The 25,511-nt window shown below is 62.8% G+C and carries 21 protein-coding genes and 2 pseudogenes; 18 read left to right on the top strand and 5 right to left on the bottom strand.

Going from position 1 to position 25,511, the window contains the following annotated elements:
• The first annotated feature begins 5 nt into the window (after window positions 1–5).
• The 9 genes from accC to AB5I78_RS03510 all read left to right on the top strand — a co-directional run bounded on the left by accC (window position 6) and on the right by AB5I78_RS03510 (window position 12,185).
• Window positions 6–1,367, top strand: coding sequence for an acetyl-CoA carboxylase biotin carboxylase subunit (gene accC, locus AB5I78_RS03550; protein WP_145160297.1), 1,362 nt, complete (start codon window positions 6–8; stop codon window positions 1,365–1,367).
• A gap of 277 nt (window positions 1,368–1,644) precedes the next feature.
• Complete coding sequence (gene prmA, locus AB5I78_RS03545; RefSeq protein WP_145160295.1) at window positions 1,645–2,523, top strand: 50S ribosomal protein L11 methyltransferase; 879 nt, start codon at window positions 1,645–1,647, stop codon at window positions 2,521–2,523.
• 30 nt (window positions 2,524–2,553) lie between these two features.
• The gene (locus tag AB5I78_RS03540; protein ID WP_145160293.1) at window positions 2,554–3,813 is read left to right on the top strand and encodes a DUF3426 domain-containing protein; all 1,260 of its coding nucleotides are present in this window, start codon (window positions 2,554–2,556) and stop codon (window positions 3,811–3,813) included.
• Window positions 3,814–3,998: 185 nt separating this feature from the next.
• Window positions 3,999–5,012 (top strand): tRNA dihydrouridine synthase DusB, encoded by a 1,014-nt coding sequence (dusB, locus tag AB5I78_RS03535; RefSeq protein WP_119737806.1) that lies wholly within the window; start codon window positions 3,999–4,001, stop codon window positions 5,010–5,012.
• Window positions 5,009–5,329 carry a DNA-binding transcriptional regulator Fis gene (gene fis, locus AB5I78_RS03530; RefSeq protein ID WP_002555375.1) on the top strand — a complete coding sequence of 107 codons (321 nt, stop codon included), beginning with the start codon at window positions 5,009–5,011 and terminating at the stop codon, window positions 5,327–5,329. The genes dusB and fis overlap by 4 nt, the downstream gene beginning before the upstream one ends.
• Window positions 5,330–5,410: 81 nt before the next feature.
• Window positions 5,411–7,018: a bifunctional phosphoribosylaminoimidazolecarboxamide formyltransferase/IMP cyclohydrolase gene (gene purH / locus AB5I78_RS03525; protein WP_145160291.1), complete on the top strand. Its 1,608-nt coding sequence runs from the start codon at window positions 5,411–5,413 to the stop codon at window positions 7,016–7,018.
• Between the two features lie 225 nt (window positions 7,019–7,243).
• On the top strand, window positions 7,244–8,536 hold the full coding sequence (purD, locus tag AB5I78_RS03520) for a phosphoribosylamine--glycine ligase (RefSeq protein ID WP_145160288.1): 1,293 nt from the start codon (window positions 7,244–7,246) through the stop codon (window positions 8,534–8,536).
• A gap of 116 nt (window positions 8,537–8,652) precedes the next feature.
• On the top strand, window positions 8,653–11,424 hold the full coding sequence (locus AB5I78_RS03515; RefSeq protein ID WP_145160286.1) for a hybrid sensor histidine kinase/response regulator: 2,772 nt from the start codon (window positions 8,653–8,655) through the stop codon (window positions 11,422–11,424).
• 164 nt (window positions 11,425–11,588) lie between these two features.
• Window positions 11,589–12,185: a MarC family protein gene (locus AB5I78_RS03510; protein ID WP_017253590.1), complete on the top strand. Its 597-nt coding sequence runs from the start codon at window positions 11,589–11,591 to the stop codon at window positions 12,183–12,185.
• Here AB5I78_RS03510 and AB5I78_RS03505 read toward each other — a convergent pair.
• The 5 genes from AB5I78_RS03505 to cobG form a co-directional block, all read right to left on the bottom strand.
• On the bottom strand, window positions 12,182–12,961 hold the full coding sequence (locus tag AB5I78_RS03505; RefSeq protein ID WP_145160283.1) for a hypothetical protein: 780 nt from the start codon (window positions 12,959–12,961) through the stop codon (window positions 12,182–12,184). The genes AB5I78_RS03510 and AB5I78_RS03505 overlap by 4 nt on opposite strands.
• A 237-nt stretch (window positions 12,962–13,198) precedes the next feature.
• Entirely contained in the window at window positions 13,199–14,836 is a 1,638-nt protein-coding gene (cobJ, locus tag AB5I78_RS03500; protein WP_369301525.1) for a precorrin-3B C(17)-methyltransferase, read from the bottom strand.
• Complete coding sequence (locus tag AB5I78_RS03495; RefSeq protein WP_145160278.1) at window positions 14,836–15,567, bottom strand: precorrin-2 C(20)-methyltransferase; 732 nt, start codon at window positions 15,565–15,567, stop codon at window positions 14,836–14,838. Before AB5I78_RS03495 ends, cobJ begins: the two co-directional genes overlap by 1 nt.
• On the bottom strand, window positions 15,567–16,193 hold the full coding sequence (locus AB5I78_RS03490; protein ID WP_145160276.1) for a precorrin-8X methylmutase: 627 nt from the start codon (window positions 16,191–16,193) through the stop codon (window positions 15,567–15,569). The genes AB5I78_RS03495 and AB5I78_RS03490 overlap by 1 nt, the downstream gene beginning before the upstream one ends.
• Window positions 16,186–17,532, bottom strand: a complete 1,347-nt coding sequence (cobG, locus tag AB5I78_RS03485; RefSeq protein WP_369301526.1) for a precorrin-3B synthase — start codon at window positions 17,530–17,532, stop codon at window positions 16,186–16,188. Before cobG ends, AB5I78_RS03490 begins: the two co-directional genes overlap by 8 nt.
• Before the next feature lie 38 nt (window positions 17,533–17,570).
• Between cobG and cbiE the strand changes: the two genes are divergently transcribed.
• From cbiE to AB5I78_RS03440, 9 genes and pseudogenes are all read left to right on the top strand, one after another.
• Window positions 17,571–18,776 carry a precorrin-6y C5,15-methyltransferase (decarboxylating) subunit CbiE gene (cbiE, locus tag AB5I78_RS03480; RefSeq protein ID WP_369301528.1) on the top strand — a complete coding sequence of 402 codons (1,206 nt, stop codon included), beginning with the start codon at window positions 17,571–17,573 and terminating at the stop codon, window positions 18,774–18,776.
• Complete coding sequence (locus AB5I78_RS03475) at window positions 18,773–19,492, top strand: cobalt-precorrin-6A reductase (protein ID WP_369301530.1); 720 nt, start codon at window positions 18,773–18,775, stop codon at window positions 19,490–19,492. The genes cbiE and AB5I78_RS03475 overlap by 4 nt, the downstream gene beginning before the upstream one ends.
• A 509-nt stretch (window positions 19,493–20,001) precedes the next feature.
• The gene (locus AB5I78_RS03470; RefSeq protein WP_106577683.1) at window positions 20,002–20,397 is read left to right on the top strand and encodes a DUF2946 domain-containing protein; all 396 of its coding nucleotides are present in this window, start codon (window positions 20,002–20,004) and stop codon (window positions 20,395–20,397) included.
• A gap of 46 nt (window positions 20,398–20,443) precedes the next feature.
• Window positions 20,444–20,926, top strand: a complete 483-nt coding sequence (locus tag AB5I78_RS03465) for a copper chaperone PCu(A)C (protein WP_369301531.1) — start codon at window positions 20,444–20,446, stop codon at window positions 20,924–20,926.
• Between the two features lie 63 nt (window positions 20,927–20,989).
• On the top strand, window positions 20,990–21,352 hold the full coding sequence (locus AB5I78_RS03460; protein ID WP_262210670.1) for a DUF2946 domain-containing protein: 363 nt from the start codon (window positions 20,990–20,992) through the stop codon (window positions 21,350–21,352).
• Between the two features lie 93 nt (window positions 21,353–21,445).
• Window positions 21,446–23,506, top strand: coding sequence for a TonB-dependent copper receptor (locus tag AB5I78_RS03455; RefSeq protein WP_369301532.1), 2,061 nt, complete (start codon window positions 21,446–21,448; stop codon window positions 23,504–23,506).
• A gap of 116 nt (window positions 23,507–23,622) precedes the next feature.
• Complete coding sequence (locus tag AB5I78_RS03450; protein WP_262210641.1) at window positions 23,623–25,005, top strand: PepSY domain-containing protein; 1,383 nt, start codon at window positions 23,623–23,625, stop codon at window positions 25,003–25,005.
• A gap of 14 nt (window positions 25,006–25,019) precedes the next feature.
• Window positions 25,020–25,147, top strand: a pseudogene (locus tag AB5I78_RS03445) (iron ABC transporter substrate-binding protein); the annotation flags it as partial.
• Window positions 25,134–25,511: pseudogene (locus AB5I78_RS03440) on the top strand (FecCD family ABC transporter permease); the annotation flags it as partial. The pseudogenes AB5I78_RS03445 and AB5I78_RS03440, both read left to right, overlap by 14 nt.

The raw sequence follows: 25,511 nt of genomic DNA, 5'->3' as shown, positions 1-25,511 counted from the left end.
CTTCGATGTTGAAACCTGCGAAGAAACTGCAAAAAGTCCTGATCGCCAACCGCGGCGAGATCGCGCTGCGTATCCTGCGCGCCTGTAAGGAAGAGGGCATCAAGACCGTCGCTGTTTACTCGACGGCCGATACCGAATTGATGCACGTGAAACTGGCGGACGAGAGCATCTGCATCGGCCCGCCACTGGCGACCAACTCGTACCTGAAGGTCTCCAACATCATCGCGGCCGCTGAAGTGACCGGCGCTGATGGCATCCACCCAGGCTACGGCTTCCTTGCGGAAAACGCCGACTTCGCCGAACAAGTGGAAAAATCCGGGTTTGCCTTCATTGGCCCGAAAGCCGAAACCATTCGCCTGATGGGCGACAAGGTATCGGCCAAGGACGCCATGATCGCTGCCGGCGTGCCAACCGTTCCAGGCTCCGATGGCCCACTGCCTGAAGACGAGGCAACCGCGCTGCGCATTGGTCGCGAAGTCGGTTACCCGGTGATCATCAAGGCCGCCGGTGGCGGTGGTGGTCGCGGCATGCGCGTGGTGCACAAGGAAGAAGACCTGATCGAAGCCGCCAAGCAGACCCGCTCCGAAGCGGCTGCCTGGTTCGGCAACCCGATGGTCTACCTGGAGAAGTACCTGACCAACCCACGTCACGTGGAAGTGCAGGTACTGTCCGACGGCCAGGGCCACGCCATCCACCTGGGCGACCGCGATTGCTCGCTGCAGCGCCGTCACCAGAAGGTACTGGAAGAAGCGCCGGCACCCGGCCTGGATGAAACCGCGCGCCAGGAAGTACTGGCTCGTTGCGTCAAGGCGTGCATCGACATCAACTACCGTGGCGCCGGTACGTTCGAGTTCCTCTACGAGAACGGCCGCTTCTACTTCATCGAGATGAACACTCGTGTGCAGGTAGAGCACCCAGTGTCGGAGATGGTCACCGGTATCGACATCGTCAAGGAAATGCTGAGCATCGCCGCTGGCAACACGCTGTCGTTTACCCAGGACGACGTGAAGATCCACGGCCACTCCCTGGAGTGCCGGATCAATGCCGAAGACCCGAAAACCTTTATCCCAAGTCCAGGCCTGGTCAAGCATTTCCATGCTCCGGGCGGCAACGGCGTTCGCGTCGATTCGCACCTGTACAGCGGCTACAAGGTTCCGTCCAACTACGACTCGCTGATCGGCAAGCTGATCACCTGGGGCGCTACTCGCGACGAGGCCATGGCCCGCATGCGTAACGCCCTGGACGAAATCGTGGTAGACGGCATCAAGACCAACATCCCGCTGCATCGGGACCTGGTGCGTGATGAAGGCTTCTGCGAAGGTGGTGTGAACATTCACTACCTGGAACACAAACTGGCCAACCAGTAAGTGCTCCACCCAACAAAGCCGCCTTCGGGCGGCTTTGTTGTTTCTGAGCCCTCTATTCTGAAGATGTCCATCGTTCAAATGTGGGAGGGGGCTTGCCCCCGATAGCGGTGGATCAGTTACAGATACTGAGACTGACACGCCGCAATCGGGGGCAAGCCCCCTCCCACATTCGGTCCGTGCTCATTCAGCACAGTCGTCTTCTGCTGTTCGCTCGCGTAAACTTGCGCGCTTTCGCGACCCCGCCGTCGCACACTCATTTTTTTCAAAGGTGCCCGCCATGCCTTGGCTGCAAGTCCGTCTCGCCATCAGCCCAGAACAAGCCGAAACCTACGAAGACGCTTTTCTTGAAGTCGGCGCCGTCTCGGTGACGTTCATGGACGCCGAAGACCAACCGATCTTCGAGCCCGAACTCAACACCACGCCGCTGTGGTCGCACACCCACTTGCTGGCCCTGTTCGAAGACGGCACCGATGCCGCCGCCGTGCTGGCCCATATGGAGTTGCTCACCGGCAGCCCGCTGCCTGAGCACCACAGCGAAGTGATCGAAGACCAGGACTGGGAACGCAGCTGGATGGACAACTTCCAGCCGATGCGCTTTGGCCAACGCCTGTGGATCGTACCGAGCTGGCACGCCGCACCTGAGCCGGATGCCGTCAACCTGCTGCTCGACCCGGGCCTGGCGTTCGGCACCGGCACCCACCCGACCACCGCCCTGTGCCTGGAATGGCTGGACGGCCAGGACCTGACCGACTGCAACGTGCTGGACTTCGGCTGCGGCTCGGGGATCCTGGCAATTGCCGCCCTGCTGCTGGGCGCCAAGGAAGCCGTCGGCACCGACATCGACGTACAAGCCCTGGAAGCCTCCCGCGATAACGCCGGGCGCAACAACATCCCTGAAGGCAAATTCCCCCTCTACCTGCCGGAGCAATTGCCCCAGGTGCAGGCCGATGTGCTGGTGGCGAATATCCTCGCCGGCCCTTTGGTTTCCCTGGCTCCGCAACTGTCGAGCCTGGTCAAGCCAGGGGGGCGCCTGGCGCTGTCGGGCATTCTTGCCGAACAAGGTGAAGACGTGGCTGCGGCCTATGCCGCGGATTTCGATCTGGATCCGATCGCCAACCGTGATGGCTGGGTACGCATCAGCGGTCGTCGGCGCTAGAATGAGCGCTTGCCTGAATCGGATGGCCGCATGACCGACAGTTTCGTCACCCAGTGCCCGCATTGCCAAGCGCGCTTTCGCGTCAGCCACGCTCAATTGAGTGTGGCCCGTGGCGTGGTTCGCTGCGGCTCGTGCCTGCAAGTGTTCAATGCCGCGCGCCAATTGCTGGAGCAGCGCGCCAGCACCTCGGCGCCGGAACCCGAGCAGCCAGGCGTCGCCGAACACGCCGTTGAGCCAGTGCCCCAGGCACCGCGGGCCATCAGCCAGAAACAGTGGACCGCCGAAGAGCTGGACCTGGACAACCTGGACTTGGACGAAGAACTGGCCAAGCTTGAACGCCGCGAGATTCAACACACGCAACCGCCCGGCGCGGAGCGTCGCCAGGCGAGCAGCGAGCGCCGGCAAAAGGAAGATGCCCTCAGCGCCAGTCGCGACACCGTCAAGGCCGAAGAAGAAAAATGGGCCGCCAGCCTGTTCAGCGAGCCGCCCGAAGAGCGCACCCAACCAAGCGAAGACGCGCCTGAACCGGCCAGGACGCCTGCGACCAAGCAGCGCACCGAGCCATCGATGTCGTTCAACATCGACGATATCGACGATGAGCCCCCGCTGCGTTCTCCGCCTGACGACGACGATGACGACCTCGACCCGCCGTTCACGCCTCTGACGGCGGCAGCGGACGCGCCGGAACCCGAAGACCGCCCGCAACCGCGGCGCAAGCGTGCGCGCACGGAAACCAGCGTTCACGACGATGTACTTCAGGACCTGGAAGACGACCCGCTGCACCTGTATGCGCAGAAACGTCCGACGAGCTGGGGCCGTCGCCTCATCTGGATACTCCTGGTGCTGCTGGCCGCCGCGGGCCTGGCGGGCCAGTACATCGCCTATCAATTCGACGACCTGGCTCGCCAGGACGCCTATCGCCCGTGGTTCCAGCAACTGTGTCCAACCCTCGGTTGCACCGTGCCATCACGGGTCGATATTGCCCACATCAAGAGCAGCAACCTGGTGGTGCGCAGCAATCCCGAGTTCGCCGGGGCGCTGGTGGTGGACGCAATCATCTATAACCGCGCCACGTTCTCGCAGCCCTTCCCGCTGCTGGAACTGCGCTTTGCCGATTTGAACGGCGGCCTGATTGCCAGTCGTCGCTTCAAACCGGCTGAATACCTCAGTGGTGAGCTGGCCGGGGTGAGCGAAATGCCTTCGCAGACACCCATCCATATTTCCCTGGATATCCTCGATCCAGGCAATAAAGCCGTGAATTACAGCCTGAGTTTCCACTCGCCCGAGTGAGGCGCCGCGCACGCCGAGGTTTGACGGCAGATAATTGACTGGGCGCTGCGCAACCAAACCGACCGCGATAAAGAAATAACTGTTCAGATTTTATCCAATTCAGCCTTTATCCAGTCATCGAGAGCGGGTATCATGCCAACCCTTTTTCGAACTCTAATGATCCGGCCCCACAACAGGGAAGTCCTATGTCGGCGGTACGCATCGGCCCATACACATTGCAAAACGGCTTGATCCTCGCCCCGATGGCGGGCGTCACCGACCAGCCCTTTCGTCAGCTGTGCAAGCGTTTGGGCGCGGGTCTAGTAGTCTCTGAAATGGTCACCAGCGACATGAGCTTGTGGAACACCCGCAAATCGCGGATGCGCATGATCCACGAAGGTGATCCCGAGCCGCGCTCGGTACAGATCGCCGGTGGCGATGCACAGATGCTCGCGGACGCGGCCCGGGCCAACGTGGAGTTGGGCGCACAGATCATCGACATCAACATGGGCTGCCCGGCCAAGAAGGTCTGCAACAAGGCCGCCGGTTCCGCGCTGTTGAAAGATGAGCAATTGGTAGCCGAGATCCTGCAGGCCGTTGTCGCCGCAGTGGATGTGCCGGTCACCCTGAAGATTCGTACCGGCTGGGACCGGGACAACAAGAACGGCCTGACGGTGGCGAAGATCGCCGAACAGGCAGGCATTACAGCGCTGGCGGTGCATGGCCGCACCCGCGCCGACCTTTACACCGGTGAAGCCGAGTACGACACCATTGCCGCGATCAAGCAGGCGGTGTCGATCCCGGTCTTTGCCAATGGCGACATCGACTCAGCCGAGAAAGCCCGGCGCGTGCTGCACGCAACCGGTGCCGATGGCTTGTTGATTGGCCGGGCCGCCCAGGGGCGGCCATGGATTTTTCGTGAGATCGAGCACTTTCTGCGTACTGGCGAAGTCATGCCGGCACCGGAGCTGATCGAGGTGGAACGTATTCTGCTAGAGCATCTGGCCGCCCTGCACGCCTTCTATGGAGACGTGATGGGAGTACGCATTGCTCGCAAGCATGTCGGCTGGTATCTCGCAACCTTGCCGGGCGCCAGGGAGTTTCGCGCCCACTTCAATCGTTTGGATGATACGGAAGCACAGTGCGCCAACGTTCGTGAGTTCTTCAGCGAGCGTTACAAGAGCCTGGGGACAGGGGACGGAGAGGGGGTGGCCGCATGACGATGATGACCGAGACTTTAGTGAGTGGAACAACACCCGTGAGCGACAACGTCAATTTGAAACAGCACCTCAACACGCCGAGCGAAGAAGGCCAGACCCTTCGCGGGAGTGTCGAGAAGGCGCTGCACAATTATTTCGCCCACCTAGAGGGCGCTTCCGTCACGGACGTGTACAACCTGGTGCTCTCCGAAGTCGAGGCGCCCTTGCTCGAAAGCGTGATGAACTACGTCAAGGGCAACCAGACCAAAGCCAGTGAGCTGCTGGGCCTCAACCGTGGCACCTTGCGCAAAAAGCTCAAGCAGTACGATTTGCTGTAAGCATTCAATCAAACCAGAAAGGCGCCCGCGTAAAACCGGTCGCCTTTTTTGCTGACTCCTTTGCTTTTGATGGAAATTGAAATGACCGACCAGACTACCCGCCTGCCGATCCGCCGCGCCTTGATCAGTGTTTCCGACAAGACCGGGATCCTCGAATTTGCCCGGGAGCTGGAAGCCCTGGGTGTGGAAATCCTCTCCACGGGCGGGACCTTCAAACTGCTGCAGGACAACGGCGTGGCCGCAGTAGAAGTCGCGGACTACACCGGTTTCGCAGAAATGATGGACGGTCGGGTCAAGACCCTGCACCCGAAAATCCACGGCGGGATCCTCGGTCGTCGCGGTATCGACGACGCCATCATGACCGAGCACGGCATCAAGCCGATCGACCTGGTGGCCGTTAACCTTTATCCGTTCGAAGCCACCATCAACAAGCCAGGTTGCGACCTGCCGACCGCCATCGAAAACATCGATATCGGCGGCCCGACCATGGTTCGCTCGGCAGCCAAGAACCACAAAGACGTGGCCATCGTGGTTAACGCCAGCGACTACGCCAACGTGCTGGAAAGCCTCAAAGCCGGCGGCCTGACTTACGCCCAGCGTTTCGACCTGATGCTCAAGGCGTTCGAACACACCGCCGCCTACGACGGCATGATCGCCAACTACATGGGCACTGTGAACCAGGCCGCCGAGACCCTGAGCACAGAGGGCCGCAGCCAGTTCCCGCGCACCTTCAACAGCCAGTTCATCAAGGCCCAGGAAATGCGCTACGGCGAGAACCCGCACCAGAGCGCGGCGTTCTACGTTGAGGCCAAACCTGCTGAAGTCGGCATCGCCACCGCGACCCAACTGCAAGGCAAAGAGCTGTCCTACAACAACGTGGCCGACACCGACGCCGCGCTGGAATGCGTGAAGAGCTTCGTCAAGCCGGCCTGCGTGATCGTCAAGCACGCCAACCCGTGCGGCGTGGCCGTAAGCCCGGACGCTGAAGGCGGTATCCGCCAGGCGTACGAACTGGCCTACGCCACCGACACCGAATCCGCCTTCGGCGGCATCATCGCCTTCAACCGCGAGCTGGATGCTGAAACCGCAAAAGCCATCGTCGAGCGTCAGTTCGTTGAAGTGATCATTGCCCCGTCCGTGAGCGAAGAAGCCCGCGCCATCGTTGCCGCCAAGGCCAACGTGCGCCTGCTGGCCTGTGGCGAGTGGTCGGCTGACCGCGCCGCGGCCTGGGACTACAAACGCGTCAACGGCGGCTTGCTGGTACAGAGCCGCGACATCGGCATGATCGGCAGCGAAGACCTCAAAGTGGTGACCAAGCGCGCCCCGACCGAGCAGGAAATCAACGACCTGATCTTTGCCTGGAAAGTCGCGAAGTACGTTAAATCCAACGCCATTGTCTACGCCAAGAACCGCCAGACCATCGGTGTCGGCGCCGGCCAGATGAGCCGCGTGAACTCGGCGCGTATCGCTGCGATCAAGGCTGAGCACGCCGGCTTGCAGGTAGCCGGTTCGGTGATGGCTTCCGACGCGTTCTTCCCGTTCCGTGACGGCCTGGACAATGCGGCCAAGGCTGGCGTTACCGCGGTGATCCAACCGGGCGGCTCGATGCGTGACGCCGAAGTGATCGCCGCCGCTGATGAGGCTGGCATCGCCATGGTCTTCACCGGCATGCGCCACTTCCGCCACTGATCCAACTCGATCGAAATGTGGGAGCGGGCCTTTTGTGGTGAGCGGGCTTGCCCCGCGTTGGGCTGCGCAGCAGCCCCATCAAGAAGAACACGGTGCATCAGGCAATCTGCGGTGTTTGGTTTTGGGGCCGCTTTGCAGCCCAACGCGGGACAAGCCCGCTCGCCACATCAGCTCGGCTACACATTTAAGCGCTCGTGCAGCGCCTACAGAATTTGAGGTTTTGAAATGAATGTTTTGATCATTGGCAGCGGTGGCCGTGAACACGCCCTGGCCTGGAAAGTTGCCCAGGACCCGCGCGTCCAGAAAGTATTCGTCGCACCCGGCAACGCCGGCACCGCCATTGAAGCCAAGTGCGAAAACGTCGCCATCGACGTGTTGGCCCTTGAGCAGCTGGCTGATTTCGCCGAGAAGAACGTGTCCCTGACCATCGTCGGTCCGGAAGTGCCATTGGTGGCCGGCGTCGTCGACCTGTTCCGCAGCCGCGGCCTGGACTGCTTCGGCCCGACCGCCGGCGCAGCCCAACTGGAAGGCTCGAAAGCCTTCACCAAGGACTTTTTGGCACGCCACAAGATTCCGACTGCCGACTACCAGAACTTCACCGAGATCGAGCCGGCCCTGGCTTACCTGCGTGAAAAAGGTGCACCGATCGTCATCAAGGCCGACGGCCTGGCCGCCGGTAAAGGCGTGATCGTGGCGATGACCCTGCAAGAAGCCGAAGATGCAGTGCGCGACATGCTCGCCGGCAACGCATTTGGTGACGCCGGTTCGCGCGTGGTCATCGAGGAGTTCCTCGACGGCGAAGAAGCCAGCTTTATCGTGATGGTCGACGGCAAGAACGTACTGCCGATGGCCACCAGCCAGGACCACAAACGCGTCGGCGACGGCGATAGCGGCCCGAACACCGGCGGCATGGGTGCTTACTCCCCTGCCCCAGTGGTCACCGCCGAGGTACACAAGCGCGTGATGGACCTGGTGATCTGGCCGACCGTGCGCGGCATGGCCGACGAAGGCAATGTGTACACCGGCTTCCTGTACGCCGGCCTGATGATCGACAAAGCCGGTAACCCGAAAGTCATCGAGTTCAACTGCCGCTTTGGTGATCCGGAAACCCAACCGGTGATGCTGCGTCTGCAGTCGAGCCTGGTGCTGCTGGTGGAAGCGGCCCTGGCCCAGGCGCTGGACAAGGTTGAAGCGCAATGGGATCCGCGTCCGAGCGTTGGCATTGTGCTGGCGGCCGGTGGTTACCCTGGCGACTACACCAAGGGCGACGTGATTGAAGGCCTCGACGCAGCTGCTACGCTGGAAGGCAAGGTGTTCCATGCGGGCACCGCGCTCAAGGACGGCAAGGTTGTAACCGCAGGTGGCCGTGTATTGTGCGCCACCGCAATGGGTGCCAGTGTCGACGCCGCGCAGCAACAGGCGTACAAGCTGGCCGCGAAAATCGACTGGAAAGGTTGCTTCTACCGCACGGACATCGGCTACCGCGCCATTGCCCGTGAACGTGGCGAGAACCAATAAGCAGCTGCCCTCCAGTCGCTATCCGTTCGGTTAGGCAAGGGCCTTTGGCCCTTGCCGTACCCACGTCGCCCCGCGCATAGTTAACCCGTGCAATCAACCTACGAAGGGATTTCGCCGTGCGCTGGCTCAGGATCGCCATAGGTTTCACAGTCAGTCTGCTGACCCTGCTCTGCTTGTTCCCGGCCCAGGCCGCCGCGCAAGGCAGTGGATGGGCAGTATTGCTTGATGAACAGGCCGACCTGCAACTGAGCGATATCCGCTCCGCCCGTTACACCAATCAATTTAGCCCCATCGAACTGGACCGGATTACCGCCGCCGAGCCGGACGGTGCGTTGTGGGTACGTTTCAAGCTGCAACCTGGCAAGCACGAGCAAGTGCTGCGGGTATTTGCCCCCGACCTGTCCCACCTGAGCCTCTATGTACTGGACGGCGACACCCTGGTGGAACAACAAAGTACCGGCACCCGCCAGCCGCAGGCGGAACGCCCGCTGCCCAGCAGTGATTTCATGCTGCCGATGCCCCAGAGCCAGAAACCCCTCGAGGTGTACCTGCGTCTGGTGTCGGAACACGAACTGCGCCCCTACATCACCCTGGAACCGGCCGTACTGGCTGCCGCCGACCAGAACCAGACGCTGATCTACGGCCTGTTGTTCGGCTGCCTGCTGATGCTGATCCTGCACAACCTCACACGCTTCGCCTACCACCGCTCGCGCAGCAGCCTGTGGCTGGCGGCCTGCGAGTTGCTCTTGATGTTGAGCCTGGCACTGTTGCTCAACCTGGTGGGGCCGTGGCTGCCGAACTGGCACGCTGTCCAGACCCCGGGCGCCTACCTCGCCCTGCTGCTGACCGCGCCGTGCGGGCTGATGTTCGCCTATCGGTTCTTCATGCCGCTGGGCCCGCACCTGCTGAACAAACTGTTGATGGCCGACATCCTGCTGATCGTGCTGTGCGGCCTGCTGCTGTTGTTCGTCAACACCTTACCGCTGAACATCATCACTTACGCCCTGGTGGCCCTGGCCGGTCTGAGCATGCTATTTGTCTCGGCCTACCACTGGCAGAAAGGCTACCGGCCGGCACGTTTGTTCGTGGCGGGCATGGTGGTGTTCAACATCGGCACACTGATCATCCTGCCTGCCCTGCTCGGCCTGACGCTGGTGGCACCGCAAGGCTTGATCGTCACGCTGCTCGGTTTTATCTGCCTCAGCGGCCTGCTGATGAGCCTGGCCCTGGGCGAACGCCAGCGCGCAATTGTCGAAGCGCGCTTCAGCCTCAGCCGCGACCTGGCGGCCAGCAATGCCGAGATCGCCGCCAAAGCCGAGTTCCTGGCGAAGATCAGCCACGAAATCCGCACCCCCATGAACGGCGTGCTGGGCATGACCGAGCTGCTGCTGGGCACGCCGCTGTCGGTCAAGCAGCGTGACTACGTGCAGACCATCCACAGCGCCGGGAACGAACTGCTGACGTTGATCAACGAGATCCTCGACATCTCCAAGCTGGAGTCCGGGCAGATCGAGCTGGACGACGTGCAGTTCGACCTCAACGCATTGATCGAAGACTGCCTGAGTATCTTCCGCGCCAAGGCCGAGCAACAGAACGTCGAACTGATCAGCTTTATCCAGCCTCAGGTGCCACGCGTGATCAGCGGTGACCCGACGCGTCTGCGCCAGGCGTTGTTGAGCCTGCTGGAAAATGCCCTGCAAAAGACCGACGAAGGTGAAGTGCTGATCGTCGTTGCCCTCGACGAACGCAGCACCAAGCCGCGCCTGCGCATTGCCGTGCAAGACAGCGGCCTGCCGATGGAAGCCGCCGAGCGCGACGCGTTGCTGCACAGCGAACTGCACAGCAAGAACTTCCTCTCGGCCACGCGCTTGAGCGGCCACCTGGGCCTGGTGATCGCGCGACAACTGATCCTGTTGATGAATGGCGAGTTCGGCATCAAGAGCGGCAGCCATCAGGGCAGCACCTTGTGGTTGACCCTGCCGCTGGACCCGGAACGCCTGGAACACCCGACCTCCGACCTCGACGGCCCGCTCAAAGGCGCACGGGTGCTGGTGGTCGACGACAACGACACCTGCCGCAAAGTGCTGGTGCAGCAATGCACGGCCTGGGGCTTGAACGTCAGCGCCGTGCCGTCCGGCAAAGAAGCCCTGGCGTTGCTGCGCACCAAGGCGCACCTGCGCGACTACTTCGACGTGGTCCTGCTGGACCAGAACATGCCCGGCATGACCGGTATGCAACTGGCCGCCAAGATCAAGGAAGACCCGAGCCTGAACCACGACATCCTGCTGATCATGCTCACCGGTATCAGCAACGCGCCGAGCAAGATCATCGCGCGCAACTGCGGGATCAAGCGCATCCTCGCCAAGCCGGTGGCCGGCTACACGCTCAAGACCACGCTGGCCGATGAACTGACTCAGCGCAGCAAAGGCGTGGTGCAGCCGCGCGCGGCCATCAGCGCGCCGGCAGCGGTGACCGTGCCGGCCGACTTCCGCATCCTGGTGGCCGAAGACAACAGCATCTCCACCAAAGTGATCCGCGGCATGCTCGGCAAGCTCAACCTCAACCCGGACACCGCCAGCAATGGCGAAGAAGCCCTCGAGGCGATGAAGGCTCAGCGTTACGACCTGGTGCTGATGGACTGTGAAATGCCGATCCTCGATGGTTTTTCCGCCACCCAGCAATTGCGCGCGTGGGAAGTCAGCCACCAACGCATTCGAACGCCGGTGGTCGCACTGACCGCGCATATCCTTTCGGAACATAAAGAGCGCGCGCGCCAGGCCGGGATGGATGGGCATATGGCCAAACCGGTGGAGTTGTCGCAGTTGCGCGAGCTGGTGGAGTTCTGGGTGGCGCAGCGTCAGCAACGACCTGAACACGCGCCGTCCTGACCGTGAAATGCAGTCTCCTGTGGGAGCTGGCTTGCCGGCGATGGCGGTGTGTCAATCACACACTTTTTGTCTGATCCACCGCTATCGCCGGCAAGCCAGCTCCCACATTTGACCTGTGTCGCCTGATAGACTCTGCCCACTTTCCCCGCCCGCGAGCCGCCCTCATGCTCCACGTGTTATTCAGCGTTTACCTGAAGATGCTGGTGCTCTACAGCCCGTTCTTCGTGCTGTCCTGTTTTATCAGCCTGACCCGTGGTTACTCCAGCAAGGAGCGGCGGCGACTGGCCTGGAAAGTAGCGCTGGCAACGCTGGTGTCGAGCGTGTTGCTGTACCTGTTCGGGCGGGTGATTTTCAGCGTGTTCGGCATCACCGTGGACGCTTTTCGCATCGGCGCCGGCAGCGTGCTGTTCATCTCGGCGCTGGGCATGGCCCAGGGCAAGTCGGCGGTACAGACCGACAACGTGCAGCAGGACGTGACCATTGTGCCGCTGACCATCCCGCTCACCGTCGGCCCGGGCACCATCGGTGCGCTGCTGGTGATGGGCGTGAGCCAGCCGCACTGGGATGACAAGATCATGGCCATCCTCAGCATTGCCCTGGCCAGCCTCACAGTGGGCGTGGTGCTGTACCTGTCCAACCGCATCGAACGCATTCTGGGCGACCAGGGCTTGCAGATTGTCAGCCGGTTGATGGGGTTGTTCGTGTGCGCCCTCGCCGCGCAGATCATCTTTACCGGCGTACGCGGTTATCTGGTGCCCTAGATACGGTACTTGGCGATGGCCAGCTGGACCTTGTCACCGGCGCTCTCACGCATCAGCTGGAGCGTCGTTTCGTTGACCACCGCGGTATTGAGCACCAGGCAGGTTTGCCCGCTGAAGGCCTCGAACGAGGCGCTGTCCCATTCCAGAAAGGGCAAGCCGACCTGCTTGCTCACGCCGTGACTGCTGTAGGTCACCAGCACCATCATCACTTCTCCCTCGGTTTCGGCGCAGGAGGCCAGGCCGAAATCACCGCCCTGATGCACCGTGCTATTGCGTTTGAACAGGTCGAACGTCGCGGGTTGCTGCTTCAACGCCTCTAACGCATCCGCCGCCAGCTTGGGCAGTGCGGTGAGCAAAGGTCCTGCCAGCGACGTCGAGGCCAGCATCGCCGCAATGATGTTCAGTGCCGCCAGTTGCACGGTCAGGCCTTTGCCCGAGCGCGTGACCCGCTCGAAGCGGCTGCGCACCGGCAGCCAGCCCAGACTGACCATCACCTTGATAAATTCGTCGTACCAGGCTTCGGTGCCGCGTTGAACCTTCAACACATCGCTGACGTAGCTGCTCGCAAGCAAATAGCTCTTGCGAACGTATTCGCGATTCGGGGCGGACATCCCCTCGATAAACGAGATCACGCCGTTGTTCACCACCGCCGCGTTGCTGTCATCGTCCGTGCCCATCGGCGCAGAGGTCTGTACACCCGGCGCTCCCGGCAACTTGTAGGCGGCAATCAACTTGCGCCTCTTTACGCTGTTGATCCTTCGGTGCTGTCGCTCCATTTTCAGTTCTCCACAGGCACCCCACATGGGGCGTGTGTTCACACTAGTCCAGCCGCGAGCGCGCTTTCCAGACCACAAACATCACTTGCCGGCATGCGGCGAGCTACGCCACCCAACGATTGCTGGGCGGCCCTTGGGCCCTTCCGGATTTCGTCGATAAAAAAAGAAAAAACCCCGAATAACGGCGGGCGTTAACCCAGCGTTACTCGGAGCTTTCCGGCGTGCGACAGGCCGTTTTCAGGAGGCGGGTTTTTCGCCATACCAGCGCGGCGTGTACACCCACGCACCGCCACCGGCGCGCGGGAATACGCACGTGGTGGACGAGCCGATCAGCACCATGGTGCGCATATCGACCTGTTCAGGCCTCAGTTGCCCAAGCGTGGTGACACGCAGTGTCTGGCCTGGACGACCGATATCGCGCCCCAGCACCACCGGCGTTTCAGGCGTGCGGTGCAGCGCAACGATTTCCAGCGCGCGCCCCAATTGCCATGGCCGCGAACGCGAGATCGGGTTGTAGAACGCCAGCGCCAAGTCGGCCTGGGACGCGAGGTCCAGGCGCTTTTCGATGATCGACCAGGGCTTGAGGTTGTCCGACAGCGACATCACACAAAAGTCATGCCCCAGCGGCGCACCCGCCTGCGCAGCGGTGGCAAGCGACGCCGAGACGCCTGGCAGAATCTGCAGGTCAACCTGATGCCAGGCCGGGTCACTCGACTCATGCAAGGCCTCGATCACGGCCGCCGCCATGGCGAACACGCCGGGGTCTCCGGACGATACCACCACAACTGAACGCCCTTGCGCGGCCAGCTCGAAGGCATGGCGCGCACGCTGCATTTCTTCGCGGTTATCGGTGCAGTGCTGCACTTGGTCGTCACGAAATGGCCCGGCCATGCGCACATAGGTTTCGTAACCGAGCACATCGGTGCAGCGCGCCAGTTCAGCCTTGACCGCCGGCACCATCAACTCGGCGGCGCCTGGGCCCAGGCCAATCACCGCCAGACGGCCGCGCGGGCGCCCGACTTGCGCCAGGTCCAGGGGCTGCTCAGCGACGCTGATGACAATCTCCGCCTCTTGCGTGACGCTGGAAAACAGCAGCGGCACATTCAACGCCAGCGCAGCCTCGTGCAGCGAAGGTTCGGCCATCTGTGTATCGCTGGCCAACACGCAGGCCAGGGATTGAACGGCAAGACCCGCGTCGTGCAATGCCGCCCGCACACGCTCAGCCAAGTGCGCGCCGGGCTTGCAGGTGACGCACACGTTCTGTGGATAAATCAGCAACTCGTTGGCGGCAGGCACGCGCTCGGCGCTGCCCACATGAATCGCCAGGCGCGCCTGCTGATCCTGCGGCAGATTGGCCTGAGCCAGCCAGGGCGCCGCGCCTTCGATGCGCACGCTTTCGCCGGCCAGCAGGTCCGAGACAAAACGCTTGCCCAGCTCCAGATCCGCCAGCTGATAACCGGCCGGCGGGTTGAGCAGGCAGGTGCCGAACCGCAACTCGCCACTGGTGGTGATCGCGGCAGGCACGTCCAACGCGGCGGCAATGTCGCGCGCCATCACGTTCACGCCACCGAGACCGCCGAGCAACGGCACCACGGCGCTGCCGTCTTCCGCCACGGCCAGCACGGCGGGTTCCTCGCCCTTTTCCAGCAGCAGCGGCGCCAGGGTGCGGATCACGATGCCGGCAGCGCACAGCGCAATCAGCGGCGTGCCCTGTTGATACAGCTGGCGCAGGGTCGCGCCGAACTCGCTGTAGGTCTGGTCGGCGCCTTCAACGCGCCCGGCCAAGCCGTGGATCAGCGCGCCGGGGTAAACCTGCGCAATCCTGCGCGCCGTGGCCAGGCTGCCCTGGCCCAGAATGACAATCGCCGGGCGCATCAACCTTGCCACCTTTCGCCGGGCACGATGATCAGCGAGAAGTACGGCGAAGACGCCGGGTCGACCTGATCCAGTGGCACGATTTTCTGGTTGGCCATGGTCGCGCGCTCTACGTACAGCGCGCGCTCGGCCAGGCCGAGTTCTTCCAGCACCTGACGCACCTTGGGGAAGTTACGCCCCAGCTTCATGATCACCGCCGCGTCGGCATCCGCCAGGCGACGCTTGAGGTCGTCATGGGGCAGCACGCCCGAGAGCACCGACAGGCTCTGATTGCGATACACCAGCGGCGCGCCGAGTACCGAGGCGCCGCCGAGCATCGAACACACGCCGGGAATCACCTGGGCGTCATAGCGCTCGGCCAGGCGATCATGCAGGTACATGTAGGACCCGTAGAAGAACGGATCACCTTCGCAGATCACCGCCACGTCGCGGCCGGCGTCCAGGTGCGCGGCCACGTCGAGGCTGGCCGTGTCGTAGAAGTCGCTGATGACTTGCTCGTAGGACAGCGGCGCCGGCAGCACTTCGGTGGTTACCGGGTACACCAGCGGCATCAAGGTCTGCTGCGCAACCAGGTGGTCTTCGATGATGCCGAACGCATTGCCCTTCTTGCCCTTGGCCACGAAGTACGCCACCACCGGCGATTCACGCAGCAGGCGCAGGGCCTTGAGGGTGATCAGTTCCGGGTCGCCGGGGCCCACGCCCAGGCCGATCAAACGTCCACGTGCCTGCATTACTCGACCTCCGTGGCCAAGGCGTTGACCGCAGCGGCCGCCATCGCACTGCCGCCCAGACGCCCTTGCATGATCACGAACGGCACGCCACGGCTGTCGGCCGCCAGCATGGCCTTGGACTCGGCAGCGCCGACAAACCCGACCGGAAAGCCCAGGATCAATGCAGGTTTTGGCGCGCCGGCATCGAGCATCTCCAGCAGGTAGAACAGCGCGGTCGGCGCATTGCCGATCACCACCACGCTGCCTTCCAGGTGCGGGCGCCACAGCTCCAGCGCGGCAGCGGAACGGGTGTTGCCCAACGCGCGCGCCAGGTCCGGCACGCTGTCGTCGCGCAGGGTGCAGATCACCTCATTGTTGGCCGGCAGGCGCGCACGGGTTACGCCTTCAGAGACCATCCGCGCATCGCACAGAATCGGCGCACCGGCGGCCAGCGCATCGCGCCCGGCCTTGCCTGCGCCTTCGGAGAACTGCAGGCCATCGATGGCCTCGACCATGCCGCAGGCATGAATCACCCGCACCGCGAGTTTTTCCAAATCAGCCGGGATGCGGTCCAACTTGGCTTCCGCGCGAATAATGGCGAAGGAGTTGCGATAGATCTCCTGACCGTCGCGGATGTAATCAATCATCGGTGTTGCTCCGTGAGCGTGCGCGTAACAGGGCGCCCGCCGCTTCAATGGAAAGAGTGCGCGCGTGCAGCCGGCCGAAACCTGGCTGGGCTGCATCGCGAAAATAGACGTCGTAGTGGCCGGGGCTCACTGCCAGCAACGTGACCGGCGCGGTGTGCGCAGCCGCGCAGGAGCGTGGGCAACCGGACAGGTGCACCTCAACGCCAGGTTGCAGCGCGGCCAATTGCAGGGCGTCGGCCTTGGTTTCGGCCAGGCCTTTGCCACAACCGCTTGAGCCGGTGCAGGCAATCAGGCGCGCCAGGGGTTGGTCGACTGAGCAGAGAAAACCCAGGTGCGCCAGACGTTCAGTCACTGCGCCGTGGCTTTTAATGTTGGGCAGCAGCACGCCCTGCCATGGCGTGAAACGTAAAGTGCCGTCGCCGAACTCCAAGGCCAACTGCGCGGCGCCTTTGAGCATGCATGAATCCAGGCGACCCAGCGGTGCAACGGCGGCGACGTAGAACTGATCTTTTTGCCGCTGTGGATAACTGCCCAAGTGCAGTAAAGCCCCACTGGCCGGGCGCTTGAAGCCCTCCACCGGCAGCAGCGGCAGGCTCAGACGGGCCAGTAAGTTATCCACAGCCAGATGACGCATACGGGTTTGCGTGGGTGTCGCCACGTCGAGAAACAGCTCCAGCACTGCAACGACCAGAGCATGACCTTGCTCCAGGGGCACGGCCGCCAATGGCGCATCCAACCCAGGGCAACCGGCCAGGCCGAAGGCCAATAATGTTTCGCCATCGCGCTCAAACGCCGACAACCACAGGTCGTGGTGATGCTCGAGCATCGCCAGGGCTTCACCGCCATCGAGCTGCACGGCGAACTTGGCCGACAACTCATGGAAACGTGGATGGTTTTGCAAGGTGGCGAGGATCTGCCCGGCCAATGGTCGGGTGTCGAACAACATCTGCGTGTCGATACCGGCGCTGGGGCTGAGCATCAGGTTGCGCACATCATCGCCAGCCGCGTTGTTCGGGCCAAGGCCTGCGGCCAGCAGCGCGGCGATCAAGGTCTGCTGCTCGGCACCGATCCCGCGAATCTGCAGATTGGCGCGGTTGGTGGCCTCGATCACTCCACCGGCGTAGGCCTGGGCCGCGTCCGCCACGGCCATCGCTTGGGCGGCAGTGATGGCGCCACCGGCCAGTTTGATCCGACAAATGCCGCCATCCAACGCCTGGACAATACGCAGCAACCCCGGACAAGCCGAGGGGCGCAAGGTGTTCAGAACAGGTGTTGGGTTCACGGGGCTACCGGTTGACAGGTAAAGGCGCGGTATTATGCCTGCTTTGTCCGGCGGCATGAAAAGCCTGCCCGTCGGATGTCGTTCAAGGAATTGATATGTCGCCCTGGCTGACGGTAGTAGGCATCGGTGAAGACGGCTTCAAGGGGCTGGGCAGAAACGCCCGGCACGCCCTGTTGCGCGCCTCCCGGATTATAGGCGGCCAGCGTCAGTTGGACCTGTTGCCGGTGTGTATTCGTGGTGAGCGGCAGTTGTGGCCAAGCCCGTTTTCCCTGGCGCCCGTGTTGGCGCGACGCGGCGAGCCTGTGTGCGTGCTGGCCAGCGGCGACCCGATGTTCTATGGCGTGGGCGCCAGTCTGGCGCGGCAGGTGGCGGCTGAAGAGTTGCTGATTTTACCGGCGCCGTCGTCGGTGTCGCTGGCGGCGGCGCGGTTGGGCTGGCCATTGCAGGACGTGGTGACGTTGTCAGTGGTTGCGCGGCCGCTGGCGGCGCTGCATGCGCAGCTGGCCAGCGGCGTGCGGTTGCTGGTGTTGAGCAACGATGGCCGCAGCCCTGCGGCGATTGCTTCGCTGTTGGTTGAGTCCGGGTTTGGGGCCAGCCGTGTCAGTGTGTTTGAACACGTGGGCGGCGCGGATGAACAGCGCATCGACGGGCTGGCGGTTGATTGGCCACACGCCTCGGTTGCGGATTTGAATCTCGTCGCCATTGACTGCGTGGCCGACGCCAACACGCCGCGCCTGTCGCGCCTCGCCGGCCTGCCGGACTCAGCCTTCAAACACGACGGCCAACTGACCAAGCGTGACGTGCGCGCCATGACGCTCGCCCGCCTCGCACCGATGCCCGGCGAGTTGCTCTGGGACGTAGGCGCGGGCAGTGGCTCCATCGGCATCGAATGGATGCGTGCCCATCCCAGCTGCCGCGCGCTGGCGATTGAAGCCGACGCAGGCCGCCAAGGCCTGATCGAACATAACCGCGACGCCCTTGGCGTGCCCGGTTTGCAATTGATTCGTGGAAAGGCACCGGACGTGCTGCACGGACTGGAAGCACCGGACGCGATCTTCATCGGTGGCGGCGTCACCCGTGATGGCGTGCTCGACATGTGCTGGCAGCACCTGCGCCCCGGCGGCCGTTTGGTCGCCAATGCCGTGACCCTGCAAAGCGAAATGACCCTGATGGCCTGGCGCGCAGAGCACGGCGGCGAGCTGACCCGCATTCACGTGGCCCAGGCCCAGCCGCTGGGCGAGTTCGACACCTGGCGCCAGGCGCTGCCGATAACCCTGTTGGAAGTGGTCAAGCCGCTATGAAACGCATCCTGTTGTTGGGTGGCGTGACCGAAGCGCTGGCCATCGCCCGCACGCTGGGGCCTCAGCATATCTACAGTTTGGCCGGTGTGGGCCGTGTGCCTACCGATCTCCCCTGCCGCGTGCGCGTCGGTGGGTATGGCGGGGCTGAAGGGCTGGCGCAGTTTGTTCGCGATGAAAATATCAGCTTGCTCCTCGACGCCACGCATCCCTATGCGGCTCAGATCAGTGGCAACGCCGCCCTGGCTGCGCAGTTGTGCGACATTCCTTGCTGGGCCTTGCGGCGACCCGCGTGGCAGCCGCAAGCCGGGGATGACTGGCGTGAGGTCAGTGATTGGGCCGAGCTGATTGAAGCGTTGAAACCCTTCAAGCGCCCGTTGTTTACGCTGGGGCGCGAGCCGTTGCAGCACCTCGATGAAATCCCCGCCGATCAGTTCTGGACGCTGCGCGCCCTGGATGCGTATCCCGGCAATGCACGCTGTGAAGTCATCGGTGCACGTGGGCCGTTTCTGATTGAGGACGAGCGTGCGTTGTTTGAGCGGCGTGGGATTGATGTGTTGATCAGCAAGAACAGTGGCAGTGCGGCCACTGAGCCGAAGCTGGAAGTGGCGCGGGAGCTGGGACTACCGGTGCTTGTCTTGAAGCGCCCCGTGTTGGCTGAGGTAGATCGAGAATTCACCACCGTGGCCGCGGTGCTACAGGCAGTCAACACGCTCTAAACACCCCCTTTCCAATGTGGGAGCGGGCTTGCTCGCGAAGGCGGTGGGTCAGTCAATAATTCATTGGCTGACCCACCGTTATCGCGGGCAAGCCCGGCTCCCACAGTTGGAGTGTGGCGGGCGCAAAATGTTGGTCAGGCACAAATAAGTGTGGGAGCTGGCTTGCCTGCGATGGCGGTGGGTCAGTGAGCCTGGCCGTTACTGATACACCGCCTTCGCGAGCAAGCCCGCTCCCACATTTGGTTTGTGGCGGGCGCAAAATTTTGGTCAGGCACAAATAAGTGTGGGAGCTGGCTCGCCTGCGATGCGGGCGACTCGGTCTTCCAGCCACGCCAAGGTGATGCCATCGCAGGCAAGCCAGCTCCCACAGGGTTAAGATTGGCAATCTGTGGTTCCCGACTATCATGAAGGCAACCACTGCGACACCAAACCACACCGCCCTTTTTTACTTATCCCCACCGATCAGGCTAAATACGCACCTGATCGCTTAACCCTACGGATTGTCCGCCATGGCCCGTCAACGCTTTGCAATTGTGTGGATCGCCTGCTTTGCAGTGCTGTTCAACGCCTTTGCCATGCCGATGGCGAGTGCGATGCAACAGTCCAGCGACCCTGTTCAGCAATTGCTGTGGGGCAGTTTTTGCTCCTCCAATGGCGCCAGCCTGAAGACCATTGCCCTGGGCAAGCTGGACATTCCGGCGCCGCAGCAGGACGACCACTCCACCATGCAGCACTGCTGGTGTTGCTCGGGCTCACCGCCTTTGGTGGCCTTGCCGGGGCATGTGCCGCAGTTGTATCTCACGCGTTTTGCGGCGGCGCAGAGCCTGCCGCCGCCTTCATTGCAAGCCCCTACCCCGCGCCAGCAATGGCCGAGCCTCAACCCGCGCGCGTCTCCAACGGTCTGATTTCTTCGCAAGTGAACTGCGTTTAGAACCGTTCTGGAGAACTGCCATGCTCAAATCTTCCCTGCTTCTGGCTGCGTTGTTGCTGCCGGTGTGTGTTGCTGCGAATGCCGATGACTACAAGGCCGGCGACCTGCTGGTCAGCGATCCCTGGTCACAGGAGCTGCCACCGAATGCGCCGACCGTCGCTGCGTATTTCGTGATTCATAACACCGGCGAAACGCCGGACCGCTTGCTTGGCGTCGAGACGCCGGTAGCGGATAAGGCCGAGCTGCACGAGCATGTGATGCAGGGCGACCTGATGAAGATGCAACAAGTGCCCAGCGTTGCCGTGCCGGCCAAAGGGGATCTGACCTTCGCGCCAATGGCCTATCACGTGATGCTGCTGGGCCTCAAAGACCGCAGCCGGCTGGCCGACGGCAAGCAATTCCCACTGACCCTGACGTTCGAAAAAGCCGGCAAGGTTGAAGTGGAAGTTTCGGTGCAGAAAACGCCGCCAGCGGCTGGCCACGAGTCTATGCACGCGCAATAGGCCAACCTCGATGGGCGCCCCTCGCGCCAGGTTATCCGCGCAACGCCATAAGCCCCGGGTTTGATGCGCGCCAGCTGGATCAGCCTGTTCGCCATGCTGATGATCTTTATCGGTCCGCTGATTTCCCAAGCGATGCCGATGGATCATCACGCCGGTATGTCGATGGACATGTCCATGGACATGCCCAGCTGCCATGGCGATGCACCGCAACACAGCAAAGCGCCTGACAAGCACCACGTGCTCTGGGAAAAGTGCGGCTATTGCAGCCTGCTCTTCAGTTGCCCGGCCCTGCCCGGCAGCGTGTCCTATATCACCCTCGGCACCGCGCCACCCGCCAACGCCCTCACCCCCGCCCCACGCCTGGGCCATGCCCGGCAGAGCATTTTCCCCGGCGCCCGCAGCCGCGCGCCCCCCATCACCGCGTAAGCATTTCACCGCGTTACTTCACACCGGCCGACTTTAGACAGACAGCCGCAGGCTGCTGGCCGTGTTGTTTACGAATGTTTGATGGAATTTTTCATGTCCAGGTTTTCTGCTGACACCCGTATGGGATGTACCCCCGTTTTCGCTGTTCTGTGTGGCGCACTGTTGGTGCCACAGGTACACGCCGATGATCATGAGTTGAGCCCCACGGTGATCACCGCGATTGCTCCCAGCTCGCCGCTGACGGTGATCACCAACCCCAAAGACCCACGCCAGCCGGTGCCGGCCAGCGATGGCGGCGACTACCTCAAGACCATCCCAGGCTTCGCCCTGGTGCGCAACGGCGGCACCAACGGCGACCCGGTGCTGCGCGGCATGTTCGGTTCGCGCCTGAATATCCTCACCAACGGCGGCATGATGCTCGGCGCCTGCCCAGGCCGGATGGACGCACCGACCTCCTACATTTCGCCGGAAACCTACGACAAGCTCACCGTGATCAAAGGCCCGCAAACCGTGCTCTGGGGCCCGGGCGCCTCGGCCGGCACCATTCTGTTCGAGCGTGAGCCGGAGCAGTTCGGCGAGCTGGGCACGCGGGTCAACGCCAGCGTGCTGGCCGGCTCCAACGGGCGCTTCGACAAAGTCATCGATGCCGCCGCCGGCGGGCCGCTGGGCTACGTGCGCGTGATCGGCAACCAGGCACACGCCGATGACTACAAGGACGGCAACAACGACACGGTTGCCTCGCGCTACGACAAGTGGAACGGCGACGTCGCCGTCGGTTTTACCCCCGACGCCGACACCCTGCTGGAACTTACCGCCGGCCGTGGCGATGGCGAAGCGCGTTACGCCGGGCGCGGCATGGACGGCTCGCAGTTCCTGCGCGAAAGCCTGGGCCTGCGCTTCGAAAAATCCAACATCGGCGAGGTGCTGGATAAGGTCGAAGCCCAGGTCTACTACAACTACGCCGATCATGTGATGGACAACTACAGCCTGCGCACGCCGTCCGGCACCGGCATGATGGCCGGGCCCATGGCCTCCAACGTCGACCGCCGCACCCTCGGCGCGCGGATCAAGGCCACCTGGCGTTGGGCCGACGTGCAACTGATCAGCGGCCTGGACGCGCAAACCAACGAACACCGCCAGCGCAGCAGCATGGGCATCGACACCTACAAGGATCTGCCGCGCAACAAGGACGCCAACTTCCACAACTATGGCGTGTTCGGCGAACTGACCTGGTACGCCGCCGACCGTGATCGCCTGATCACCGGCGCGCGCCTGGACCGCGCCTCGGCCAAGGATTTTCGCCAGAGGACCGGTTCAGGAATGATGTCCCGCCCCAACCCGACCGCCGACGACACACGCGCCGATACGCTGCCGTCGGGCTTTGTGCGCTATGAGCACGACTTGGCCGACAGCCCCACCACCGTCTACGCCGGGCTGGGCCATTCGGAACGTTTCCCGGATTACTGGGAGCTGTTTTCCCCTAAGACCGGCGCGGTCGGTTCAGTGAATGCCTTCGAGGGTGTGAAGCCGGAAAAGACCACCCAACTCGACTTCGGTGCGCAGTATAAAACCGCTGACGTAGAAGCCTGGGCCTCGGCTTATGTCGGCCAGGTGCGCGACTTCATCCTGTTCGACTACAAGCCCGGCATGATGGGCACCACCTCCCAGGCGCGTAACGTCGATGCACGGATCATGGGCGGCGAACTCGGCGCGGCCTACAAGTTGACCCGCCACTGGAAAGCCGATGCCAGCCTCGCCTATGCCTGGGGCAAGAACACCAGCGACGGCAAGGCCCTGCCGCAAATGCCGCCGCTGGACGCGCGTTTCGGCCTGACCTACAGCCAAGACGACTGGAGCGCCGGTGCCTTGTGGCGCGTGGTTGCAGCGCAAAACCGCATCGACCAAAACAAGGGCAACGTGGTCGGCAAGGACTTCGATAAAAGCGGCGGCTTTGGCGTGTTCTCGCTGAACGCGGCGTACCGCATCAATAAGCACTTCAAGGTCAGCACCGGCGTCGACAACCTGTTCGGCAAGGCCTACGCCGAGCACTTGAACCTGGCCGGCAACGCCGGGTTCGGCTACCCGGCCAGCGACCCGCAAGCCATCAAGGAACCGGGGCGCACGCTCTGGACCAAGGTGGACATGAGCTTCTAAGAGCTTCGCGAGCAAGCCCGCTCCCACACTTGGAATGCATTTCAAATGTGGGAGCGGGCTTGCTCGCGAAGGCGGCATAACCGACAAAAATTTTTAAAGCCTTTGCGGAGCACCCGATGACCACTCAAAAGATTTCCTTCTACAACCTGGCCTGGCGCTGGCACTTTTACGCCGGGCTTTTCGTCGCGCCATTCATGGTGCTGCTGGCCCTCACCGGCATCATCTACCTGTTCAAACCCCAGCTCGACCCGCTGATGTACGGCGAGCTGCTCACCGTGCAAAGCGCCGAACACGCCCTGAGTGCCGACGAGCAATTACAGCGAGCGCAGGCAGCCTTTCCCCAAGGCAAAATCAGTAAATACCTGCCACCGGCCGACGCCACCAGCAGCGCCCAGTTCGTGATGCATGACAACGGCCGCGAAGTGACCGTATTCGTGGACCCGTACCGCGGCACTGTGCTTGGCGAACAGGATGCCAACTACAACCTGCAAGCCATCGCCCGCGCACTCCACGGTGAGCTGATGATCGGCACCGTCGGTGACCGCCTGGTGGAACTCGCCGCCGGTTGGGGCGTGATGCTGGTGGTGTCCGGCCTGTACCTGTGGTGGCCGCGCGGCAAGTCGTCGGCCGGGGTGTTGTGGCCACGGTTCAACGCGCGTGGGCGCGTGTTCTGGCGCGACATGCACGCCGTCGCCGGTTTCTGGGGGGCGGCGTTTTTACTGGTGATGCTGCTCAGCGGCATGACCTGGACCGGCTTCTGGGGCAAGCAATACGCCGCGTTGTGGAATCGCTTTCCGGCGGCAATGTGGAACAACGTGCCGCAGTCGGATCAGCAGGCGCGCAGCCTCAATACCGCCAGCCAGCAAACCGTGCCGTGGGCGATGGAAAACACGCCGATGCCGATGTCCGGCGACCACGCCGAACACATGAACCACGGTGCCATGCAGTCGGGCCCGGCCGCGCCGACCGTGCGCTTGCAGCAGGTGGTCGATCTGGCCAATTCACGCAAGGTTGAGCCCGGTTACAGCATCACCTTTCCAAGCACCGCCGACGGCGTGTTCACCGTCGCGGTGTTCGCCAACGACCCACGCAACGACGCCACCCTGCACGTGGACCAATACACCGGCAAGGTGCTCGCCGATGTGCGCTGGGAACACTACAACACGCTGGCGCGCGCCACCGAAACGGGTGTGATGCTGCACGAAGGCAAGATGTTCGGTTGGGTCAACCAACTCATCGTGCTGCTGATCTGCCTGATGATTTTGCTCAGCGCGGTGAGTGGCGTGGTGATCTGGTGGAAACGCCGGCCTGCCGGTGGCCTGGGTGTGCCGCCGCTGCGCCATGACGTGCCGAAGTGGAAAACCGCGATGGTGATCATGCTCGCGCTGGCGATCATTTTCCCCTTGGTCGGCGCTTCATTGATCGCGGTGTGGGCCTTGGATCGGCTGGTGTTGGCGCGCGTTTTCAACCAACGTGAATCCACCTCAGGTTCTGCATGAGGCAGGCGAGATGCGCCACCCTGGACGACACCTACAACGACCTGCGCAACCTGGGCAGGATCTTCGACGTGCAGGACGCACCAACGCGTTGATCGCGCAGATGCAAGCGCAAGTTGCCCAGGTGCAAAGGGCTGTTGTTGCTGCTGAGCATGGCGCGCCCGCTCAACGCCTTGATGGCCGGCGAACAGACCGCCGTGACCCTCGGCCTCAACGCACGCACTGTGCGGTTGAAGGTGTTCCTGGTCGCCTCGTTGATGACCGCAGTGCTGGTGTCGATCAGCGGCTCCATCGGCTTTGTCGGGCTGATGGTGCCGCACATTGCCCGGCGTCTGGTCGGCGCCGAGCATCGGCGTCTATTGCCGGTGTGCGTGCTGCTGGGCAGTGTGTTCCTGGTGTGGGTCGACGTGGCCGCACGCACGCTGATCGCCCCCGAGGACTTGCCGATCTGCGTGGCCACGGCGGCGATTGGCGGGCTGTTTTTTATCGGGCTGATGCGCAAGCGCTGA

Origin of the sequence: Pseudomonas sp. N2-3-1-14, assembly GCF_041228395.1 — a bacterium.
Taxonomy (GTDB): Bacteria; Pseudomonadota; Gammaproteobacteria; order Pseudomonadales; family Pseudomonadaceae; genus Aquipseudomonas.
The sequence above is the reverse complement of the archived record's forward strand: the minus strand, read 5'-3'. Positions and strand labels throughout refer to the sequence as shown.